Annotated in this window: 10 protein-coding genes; 5 read left to right on the forward strand and 5 right to left on the reverse strand. The window is 68.5% G+C overall.

The genetic code is table 11. The features are described 5' to 3' along the window. Positions 1-26 precede the first annotated feature (26 nt). A complete protein-coding gene (cobO, locus tag GT370_RS20585; RefSeq protein ID WP_008495622.1) occupies positions 27-644 on the forward strand; it encodes a cob(I)yrinic acid a,c-diamide adenosyltransferase in 618 nt (205 codons plus the stop codon). A gap of 144 nt (positions 645-788) precedes the next feature. Then, the gene (locus GT370_RS20590) at positions 789-2,249 is read left to right on the forward strand and encodes a cobyric acid synthase (RefSeq protein WP_008495623.1); all 1,461 of its coding nucleotides are present in this window, start codon (positions 789-791) and stop codon (positions 2,247-2,249) included. Positions 2,250-2,385: 136 nt separating this feature from the next. Here GT370_RS20590 and GT370_RS20595 read toward each other — a convergent pair whose 3' ends face one another. The 5 genes from GT370_RS20595 to GT370_RS20615 all read right to left on the reverse strand — a co-directional run bounded on the left by GT370_RS20595 (position 2,386) and on the right by GT370_RS20615 (position 5,964). Beyond that, entirely contained in the window at positions 2,386-2,814 is a 429-nt protein-coding gene (locus GT370_RS20595; RefSeq protein WP_008495624.1) for a CHRD domain-containing protein, read from the reverse strand. Between the two features lie 69 nt (positions 2,815-2,883). Further along, positions 2,884-3,507 carry a 5,6-dimethylbenzimidazole synthase gene (gene bluB / locus GT370_RS20600; protein WP_039885694.1) on the reverse strand — a complete coding sequence of 208 codons (624 nt, stop codon included), beginning with the start codon at positions 3,505-3,507 and terminating at the stop codon, positions 2,884-2,886. After that, positions 3,507-4,475 carry a threonine-phosphate decarboxylase CobD gene (gene cobD, locus GT370_RS20605; protein WP_008495626.1) on the reverse strand — a complete coding sequence of 323 codons (969 nt, stop codon included), beginning with the start codon at positions 4,473-4,475 and terminating at the stop codon, positions 3,507-3,509. Before cobD ends, bluB begins: the two co-directional genes overlap by 1 nt. Further along, positions 4,472-5,401 carry an adenosylcobinamide-phosphate synthase CbiB gene (gene cbiB, locus GT370_RS20610; protein ID WP_008495627.1) on the reverse strand — a complete coding sequence of 310 codons (930 nt, stop codon included), beginning with the start codon at positions 5,399-5,401 and terminating at the stop codon, positions 4,472-4,474. The genes cobD and cbiB overlap by 4 nt, the downstream gene beginning before the upstream one ends. Continuing rightward, positions 5,398-5,964 (reverse strand): histidine phosphatase family protein, encoded by a 567-nt coding sequence (locus GT370_RS20615; protein ID WP_008495628.1) that lies wholly within the window; start codon positions 5,962-5,964, stop codon positions 5,398-5,400. The genes cbiB and GT370_RS20615 overlap by 4 nt, the downstream gene beginning before the upstream one ends. A 66-nt stretch (positions 5,965-6,030) precedes the next feature. On the opposite strand from GT370_RS20615, the gene cobU reads away from it, so the two are divergent. The 3 genes from cobU to GT370_RS20630 are packed head-to-tail and all read left to right on the forward strand — an operon-like array spanning position 6,031 to position 8,332. Continuing rightward, positions 6,031-6,528, forward strand: coding sequence for a bifunctional adenosylcobinamide kinase/adenosylcobinamide-phosphate guanylyltransferase (cobU, locus tag GT370_RS20620; protein WP_008495629.1), 498 nt, complete (start codon positions 6,031-6,033; stop codon positions 6,526-6,528). 35 nt (positions 6,529-6,563) lie between these two features. Further along, positions 6,564-7,586 carry a nicotinate-nucleotide--dimethylbenzimidazole phosphoribosyltransferase gene (gene cobT / locus GT370_RS20625; protein ID WP_039885696.1) on the forward strand — a complete coding sequence of 341 codons (1,023 nt, stop codon included), beginning with the start codon at positions 6,564-6,566 and terminating at the stop codon, positions 7,584-7,586. After that, the gene (locus GT370_RS20630) at positions 7,583-8,332 is read left to right on the forward strand and encodes an adenosylcobinamide-GDP ribazoletransferase (RefSeq protein WP_008495632.1); all 750 of its coding nucleotides are present in this window, start codon (positions 7,583-7,585) and stop codon (positions 8,330-8,332) included. The genes cobT and GT370_RS20630 overlap by 4 nt, the downstream gene beginning before the upstream one ends. Positions 8,333-8,454 lie beyond the last annotated feature (122 nt).

The raw sequence follows: 8,454 nt of genomic DNA on the forward strand, positions 1-8,454 counted from the left end.
TGGGGGCAGAGTCAAGGAGAGAAGCCATGTCCCTCACCCCCGAAGACGCCACCCGCCATGCCGAGAAGATGGCGCGGATCAAGGCGGCAAGGGCGAAAATGATGGCGGGCAAGACTGGGGAAAAGGGGCTGATCATCGTCCATACCGGGCCGGGCAAGGGCAAATCCTCCTCCGGATTCGGCATGGTGCTGCGCTGCATCGCGCACGGGATGCCCTGCGCGGTGGTGCAATTCATCAAAGGGGCGTGGGATACCGGGGAGCGGCGGCTGCTGACCACGCATTTTGCCGGGCTCTGCCAGTTTTACGCGATGGGCGAGGGGTTCACCTGGGAGACGCAGGATAAGGCACGGGACATCGCGGCGGCCAAGGCGGGGTGGGAGAAGGCCAAGGCGCTGATATTGGATGAGCGCATCAGGCTGGTGCTGCTGGATGAGATCAATATCGCTTTGCGCTATGGCTATCTGGATGCGGATGAGGTGGTGGAATTTCTGCTGACGCAGAAGCCGGCGATGACCCATGTGGTGCTGACCGGGCGCAATGCGCCGCCAGGGCTGATCGAGGCGGCGGATCTGGTCAGCGAGATCGCTTCGGTGAAGCATCCCTTTAAAGAGGGAATCAAGGCGCAGAAGGGCGTGGAATTTTAGAGTTCCTTCCCAAATCCGCGATGCCGGCCGGCTGGCGGCGCTTTGCTACGCGCCGGTGCTCACGTACTTAACGTACGCTCCGCTCCGGTGCTCGCAAAACACCACCATCCGGCTCGGCCTGGCGAATTTTGAAAGGAACTCATGATGGTGGCGGTGATGCTGCAGGGCACCGGTTCGAATGTCGGCAAATCGCTGCTGGTGGCGGGGCTGTGCCGGGCGGTGCGGCGGCGGGGGCTCAGCGTGGCGCCGTTCAAGCCGCAGAACATGTCCAACAATGCCGCGGTGACGGCGGATGGCGGCGAGATCGGCCGGGCGCAGGCATTGCAGGCGCTGGCCTGCGGGCTTGCGCCGCATACGGACATGAACCCGGTGCTGCTGAAGCCGGAATCCGAGAGCGGGTCGCAGATCATCGTGCAGGGCCAGCGCGTGGCGACGCTGAAGGCGCGGGATTACGGGGCTTATAAGCCGACGCTGATGCCGGCGGTGCTGGAGAGTTTCGAGCGGCTGCGGGCGGCTTATGATGTGGTGATCGTTGAGGGGGCAGGGAGCCCGGCGGAGGTTAATCTGCGGGCGGGCGACATCGCCAATATGGGTTTTGCCCAGGCGGCGCGGGTGCCGGTGGTGCTGGTGGGGGATATCGACCGGGGTGGGGTGATCGCGCAGATCGTCGGCACCCAGGCGGTGCTGGCGCCGGAGGATGCGGCTTTGGTGAAGGGGTTCATCGTCAACAAGTTTCGTGGCGATCCGCGATTGTTCGATTCCGGTTATGAATTCATCCAAAACCATACCGGCTGGCGCGGGTTTGGGGTGCTGCCCTGGTTTTCGAACGCTGCGATTCTGCCGGGCGAGGATGCGCAGGATCTGCGCCGCGCCCGGCCGGTGGCGGAGGGGGCGGGGGCAGTGAAGATCGCCTGCCTGGTGCTCTCACGGATTGCGAATTTCGACGATCTCGATCCGCTGCGGGCCGAGCCCGGGGTGGAGCTGGTGCTGGTGGAGCCGGGCCAGGCGATTCCCGGCGATGCGGTGCTGGTGATTGTTCCGGGGAGCAAATCCACGCGCGGGGATCTGGCGTTTTTGCGGGCGCAGGGCTGGGAGATCGATCTGGCGGCGCATCGCCGGCGGGGCGGGCGGATTCTGGGGCTGTGCGGCGGCTATCAGATGCTGGGCGAGGAGATTGCCGATCCGGACGGGTTGGAGGGGCCGGCGGGGACGATGCAGGGGCTTGGGTTTCTTCAGGTTGCCACGCGCATGGACCGGCAGAAGCAGCTCGGGCTGGTGCGGGCGGAGCATGTGGCCAGCGGGCTGGCGGTGGAGGGGTATGAAATCCATCTCGGCCGCAGCGCGGGGGCGGATTGTGCGCGGCCGTTCGCAAGGATAGCGGGGCGGCCGGAGGGGGCGGTTTCAGCGGATGGGCTGGTGATGGGCAGCTATCTGCATGGGCTGTTTCAGGCGGATGGGTTCAGGACAGCGTTTCTGCGCGGGCTGGGGGCGCCGGTTGCCGAGCGGGACCATGGCGCCGCGGTGGAGGCGGCGTTAGATGGGCTGGCGGCGCATCTGGAAGTGCATCTGGATGTAGCCGGGCTGCTGGGTCTGCCCGGGGCCTGAAGTCGCAAAAGTTTTTGGGGTGCAGCCCTTTTTTCAAAAAAGGCTGCAAAATCTTTGGGGCGTTGGCAATGTCGTTGCCAACGCCCCAACGTTTCCGCCCCTTTTTTGTAAAAAAGGGGCGGCCCCAAAAAACTTTTTACTGCCCGACGCTGATCTGCGCGCGGGCTTCGCCCATCGGGTATTTGGCGGTGTGCAGATTCACATAGGTCTGGCCGGCGAGCAGCGCCTTGGTGGTGGCATCGTTCGCGGTCAGGGTGCCGTGCATGCCGGTATGGTAGGGGCCGGGGATCGGCAGCAGCACGCCGGCAGTCTGGCCGGGGGCGGCGGGGCCGTGGAAATGCGCGGCTTTCACCGGGCCGCTGAGGCCGTGATAGGTGATCTTATAGGTCAGCTTGCGGGTGACGGTGTCGAAGCTGCCGGTGACATGGCCGGTCGGCTGGCTGGTGGCGCTGCCTTCGGCGGCGAACTGGCCGGAGATGGACACGGTTTTGGCGTGCGCGAGCGGGGCGGCGGCGAGCAGAAGCGCTGCGGCGCCGGCAAGGCTGGCGCGAGAGGGCATGAACATGGGACTGGTCTCCTGGATTATCGGCGGCGGAACGCCGCGGGATACATATAAGCAGGAGATTGCGGCGTTTTAACGGGTCTCCCAGAGGGTCGGCGCATTTTGTTGCCAGTCCGCACGGTGCAGCAGCGGGGTATCGTCCATGAAGGCGGGGTGACCGAGGCAGAGATAGCCGGCGAACTCCCAATGGGCGGGGACGGCGAAGAGCCGCTCGATCACCGAAGGCTCCAGGATGGAGACCGCGCCGAGGCCGAGATTTTCCGCCCGGGCGGCCAGCCAGAGCGCGAAGATCGCCATCGCGGTGGATTGCTGCAGGGTGAGTTCCATGGTGGCGCGGCCGAGGCGGTGGCCGGCCTCGGGGTCGGTCTCGGTGAACACGGCCAACTGCACCGGGGCGGCGTCCAGCCCGGCGAGTTTCAGTTTGCCATAGGCCTGCGCCTGCTCACCTTCGTAGCTGGCGGCGGCGTTGTCGTTGCAGCGGGTGAATTCGGCGCGCACGGCGGCGCGCAGGGCCGGGTCTTCCACCCGGATCACCCGCCAGGGGCGGGCATTGCCGACGGAGGGGGCGTGGTCCATCGCCGCGCGCAGCCGGGCCAGCACATCCTCCGGCACCGGGTCGGGGCGGAAATGCCGGACATCGCGGCGCCAGAGCATGATGCGCTCCAGAATGGCCGCGTCTTGGTGGGTGAACTCCATCAGCCGCGCAAGGCGGCTGCGAGCCGCGCCCATTCGGCGTCATTGCCGGGCATGCCGAGGCGGATCCAGCGATCGGAATAAGGGAAGATGCGCGACCAGATATGGGCGCGCGCCAGCTTCGCCTGGGTGTCCTGGGCATTCGGCGTGTCATAGAGCCGGAACAGGCAGGTGCCGCCGACCACGTTCCAGCCGGCGGCGGCGGCCAGCTCGTCCATGCGGGGGATTTCGGACATCAGCCGGTTGGTGGTGGCGGTTGCCCAGGCTTTGTCGGCCAGGGCCAAGGCGCCCAGCTCCAAAGCCGGGCCGCAGACCGGCCAGGGGCCGGCGAGCTGGGAGAGGGTGGCGATGTCCGCCTCGCTGCCCAAGGCGAAGCCGAGCCGCATGCCGGCCAGGCCGTAGAATTTGCCGAAGGAGCGCAGCACCACCAGACCGTCGCGCCCGGCCTGCGGGACGAGGGAGTTTGCCGGGTAGGGATCGCCAAAGCTTTCATCCACCACCAGCCGCCCGACCTTGGGCAGCAGCGCCAGCAGGGCGGCGGGCTCGTAATGCCGGCCATCCGGGTTGTTGGGGTTCACCACCACGGCGAGGTCGGCCCCTGCGGTGTCCTCCGCCGTGGCGGCTTCCACCACCTGCCAGCCCAGAGCGCGCAGCGCCGCCGCGTGCTCATTATAGGTGGGGGACATGATTTTCGCGGTGCCGGGTGCGGAGAGCAGCGGCATCAGCTGGATCGCCGCCTGCGCCCCGGCCAAAGGCAGCACCGCGCCGCTGGTGTTGAAGGCCACGCGCGCGGCGTCGATGAGGGTCGCGGTGGCGCTGGCGGTGGGCAGGGCGCTCCAGGCGGCCGGGCTGATCGCCGGGACCGGGTAGGGGACGCGGTTGATGCCGGTGGAGAGGTCGATCCAGTCTGCTTTCGTGCCGCCATACTGGCCGACCGCCCAATCCAGATTGCCGCCATGGTCGCGTTTCATTTCATCCCCCACATTGCAGCGCTGAGCCCCAGCAGGGCCGCCGCCAAGATCAGCGCCCGCCGGTAGAGGGCGAGGGCCGCGTAGATATCTTCCGGGCCCGGGTCGCGGCCATTGGCGTTGATCCAGGGTTCGTTCGCCGCCTCGTTGCCGTAAATGCGGGGGCCGGACAAGCGCAGCCCCAGCGCCCCTGCCATCGCCGCTTCCGGCCAGCCGCCATTGGGGGAGCGGTGATGGCGTGCGTCGTTGCTTGTGACGATCCAGGCAGCGGCGCGGTTGGGGGCGGTGATGATGAAGAGCAGGGCGGTGAGGCGGGCGGGGAGGAGATTGGCGAGATCATCGATGCGCGCCGAGGCCCAGCCGAAGGCCTCATAGCGCGGGGTGCGGTGGCCGAGCATGGAATCGAGCGTGTTGATCGCTTTGTAAGCCGCGATGCCGGGCAGGCCGAACAAAGCGCCCCAGAATAGCGGCGCGATGATGCCGTCCGAGCTGTTTTCCGCCAGGCTCTCCAGGGCAGCGCGGGCGATGCCGCGGGCGTTCAGCCGCTCCGGGTCGCGCCCGACGATCATCGAGACCGCCTGGCGCGCGGCGGGAAGGTCCTGCGCGGCGAGCGGTTTGGCGACGCGGGCGACATGCTCATGCAGCGAGCGGGCGGCGAGCAGCGGCCAGGCGAGGAGCGCGGTGAGCAGCGTGCCGGAGAGCGCCTGCAGCGCCACGCCGAAGAAGATGGCGATGGCGATGACCAGCAGCGCGGTGGCGACACCTTTCAGCCGCTGGGCCGGGCCGTGATTCAGCCGCGCCTCCAGCGCTGAGATCAGTGCCCCGCACCAGGTGACCGGGTGGCCGATGGCGCGGAACACCGCATCCGGCCAGCCGATGGCGGCATCCAGCCCCAAAGCCAACGCCATGGCGAGGGGATGCAGGGTCATGAGGCCAGGTCCAGATTGGTGCAGGTGATGGCGAAATCGCCACCCGGCAGGGCCTCCAGCACGGTGAGGGAGAAGGGGGCGATGGCAAAGGCGAGGCCTTGCGGGATGTCGCCCAATGCCAGGCCGAGGCTAGCGCGGATGATGCCGGCATGGGTGAAAATGAGCGTGTCCTGGGTGAGGGCCAGCAGCGCCGGGCGGGCGCGGGCAGCGAGCTCCAGGAAGGATTCGCCGCCGGGCGGGCAGTGCGCGGCAAGCGCCGCACGGGGCAGGGGGCCGAGATCCGGCAGCGCGGCCAGAGGCTGGCCGTCCCAGGCGCCGAAATCTTGTTCCTGCAGGCGGGGCTCCAGCTGCGGGGCGCGGCCAGGGAACAGCGCGCCGGCGGTCTGGGTGCAGCGTTGCAGCGGGCTGGAGATCAGCGCCGCGTCAGGCGCGAGGGCGGCCAGACGCGCCTGGGCGCGGGCGATCGAGTCGGGGCCGGGCAGGGTGGCGGGCAGGTCCGTGCGCCCGGCGAGCAGGGCGGGTGTGGTGATGGCGGTGTGGCGGATCAGCAGCAGGCGCGGCATGGTCTGGCGTGTCGCAGGGGTGGGCGGGCTTTTCAAGTCTGGCATTTGGTGTTTGGGATTTCAGCCATGATCCTACTCGTCACTGGCGGGGCGCGCTCCGGCAAGAGCCTGTACGCCGAAACCCGCATCCGGGACTGCGCCGGCACGCCGGTTTACATCGCCACGGCGCAAGCCTTCGATGCGGAGATGGCGGCGCGGATCGCGGCGCATAAGGCACGGCGCGGGCCAGGTTGGCTGGATGTGGAGGCGCCGCTGGAACTGCCCCAGGCGCTGCAAGCGGCGCCGGCCGGGCCGGTGCTGGTGGATTGCCTGACGCTGTGGCTCTCCAATCTGATGTTCGCCGAGCGGGATATCGAGGCGCAGACCGAGGCGCTGTGCGCGGCGCTGGCGGCGCGCGGCGGTGAGGTCGCGCTGGTGACCAATGAGGTGGGGCAGGGCATCGTGCCCGAGAACGCGCTGGCGCGGCGGTTTCGCGATGCGCAGGGGCGGCTGAACCAGCGCGTGGCGCAGGCGGCCGACGAGGTGCGGCTGGCGGTGTGTGGCTATACGCTGCGGGTGAAGTAAGGTTTTCCGGACCGGTTTTTGAAGTTGATTGGATGATGATGTCGCACGCTCTGTTTCCCGCTGGCTCCTTTGCTGAAATGCGCGCCCGTCTGGCGGCGTTGCCGCGTTATGACGAGGCCGCCGCCGCCGCCGCCCTGGCCCATCAGAACAGCCTGCTCAAGCCGCCCGGCGCGCTGGGGCGGCTGGAGGAGGTGGCGATTTTCCTGGCCGGGTGGCGCGGCAGCGCGCGGCCGCGGATTGGCAAGGCACAGGCTGTGGTGTTCGCGGGGAATCATGGCGTGTGCGCGCAGGGGGTGAATCCGTATCCGCAGGAGGTCACCGTGCAGATGGTGGCGACGTTCCAGGCGGGCGGGGCGGCGATCAACCAGCTTTGCCGGGCCGCCGGGGCGGATTTGTCGGTGGTGGCGTTGGAGTTGGAGCGCCCGACCGGGGATTTCACCCAAGGGGAGGCGATGAGCGAGGCCGAAGTGCTGGCGGCGATGGCGCAAGGCGCGGACGCGGTGAATGCGCAAGCGGATATTCTGCTGCTGGGCGAGATGGGAATCGGCAATTCCACCGTCGCGGCGGCGCTGGCGGCATCTTGCTTCGGCGGGGTGGCGCAGGATTGGGCGGGGCCGGGTACGGGGTCGGACCATGCCGGGATGGGCCGCAAGATCAGCGCGATCGAGGCCGGGCTGGCGCGGCACCAGGGGGCGCGCGGGCTGGCCGCGCTGGTGGCGTTTGGCGGGCGCGAGCAGGCGGCGATCTGCGGGGCGATTTTGCAGGCGCGGGCGTTGCGGATACCCGTGCTGCTGGATGGCTTCATCTGCACCGCGGCGGCCGGGGTGCTGGAGGCGGAGGCCAAGGGCGCGCTGGATCATTGTCTGGCCGGGCATGTCGGCGCGGAGCCGGGGCATCGGCGCTTGCTGGCGGCGTTGGGCAAAGAGCCGCTGCTGGCGCTGGGGATGCGGCTGGGCGAGGGCAGCGGGGCGGCGGTGGCGCTCAGCGTCGTGCGCGCGGCGCTGGAGGCGCATAATGGCATGTCCACCTTCGCCGAGGCCGGTGTCTCCGACGCATGAGGCCGCGCGCCCGCCTGGATGAGCTGCGGCTGGCCTTCATGCTGCTGAGCCGGTTGCCGATGGGAACATTGGCGCGGGCACCTGCGCTTTCGGACTGTGTTTGGGCTTATCCGCTGGTGGGCGCGGTGGTTGGCGGGGGGACGGGGCTGGTGTTTGCGTTGGCGGCGCGGCTGGGGCTGCCGCCGCTGGCCGGGGCGTTGCTGGCGCTGGGGACCAGCGCGCTGCTCACCGGGGCGATGCATGAGGATGGGCTGGCGGATCTGGCCGATGGCTTTGGCGGCGGTGCGACGCGCGCTGCCAAGCTGGAGATCATGCGCGACAGCCGGATCGGCAGTTATGGCGTGCTGGCGCTGATTTTGGCGCTGGGGATGAAGGCGGCCTGTCTGGCCGCTTTGCCGCCGGCCGGGGCATGGTTGAGCCTGGCCGGTTTGGGGGCGTTGAGCCGTGCTGCGCTGCCGATGGTGATGCTGGCTTTGCCAAGCGCGCGCGAAAGCGGGCTGGGCCAGGCGGCAGGCGGGGCGTTGCGGCGCGGCCCGGCGCTGGCCGGGCTGGTGCTGGGCTTGCTGCTGGCGGGGCTCTGCGCGCTGCCGCATCTGGGCGCGGTGGTGCTCGCGATGGCGCTGGTGAGTGCCGGGATGGGGGCGTTGGCGCGTCAGCAAATTGGCGGCTTCACCGGGGACGTGCTGGGAGCGGTGCAAAATCTGGCGGAATTGGCCGGGTTTTGCGTGCTGGTGGGGCGGTTTTAAGGCTTTTTGAGCCATGCATAAAACGCATAACTATTCTGCTGCGGTGCAAAAAACGTGGCTTTCGAAAGGTTAACCCGTAGCAATCCCAGGGAAGGCCTGGATTTTACCCTTGATGACGAGAC

Origin of the sequence: Acidocella sp. MX-AZ03 (assembly GCF_027626035.1) — a bacterium.
Classification (GTDB): Bacteria; Pseudomonadota; Alphaproteobacteria; order Acetobacterales; family Acetobacteraceae; genus Acidocella; species Acidocella facilis.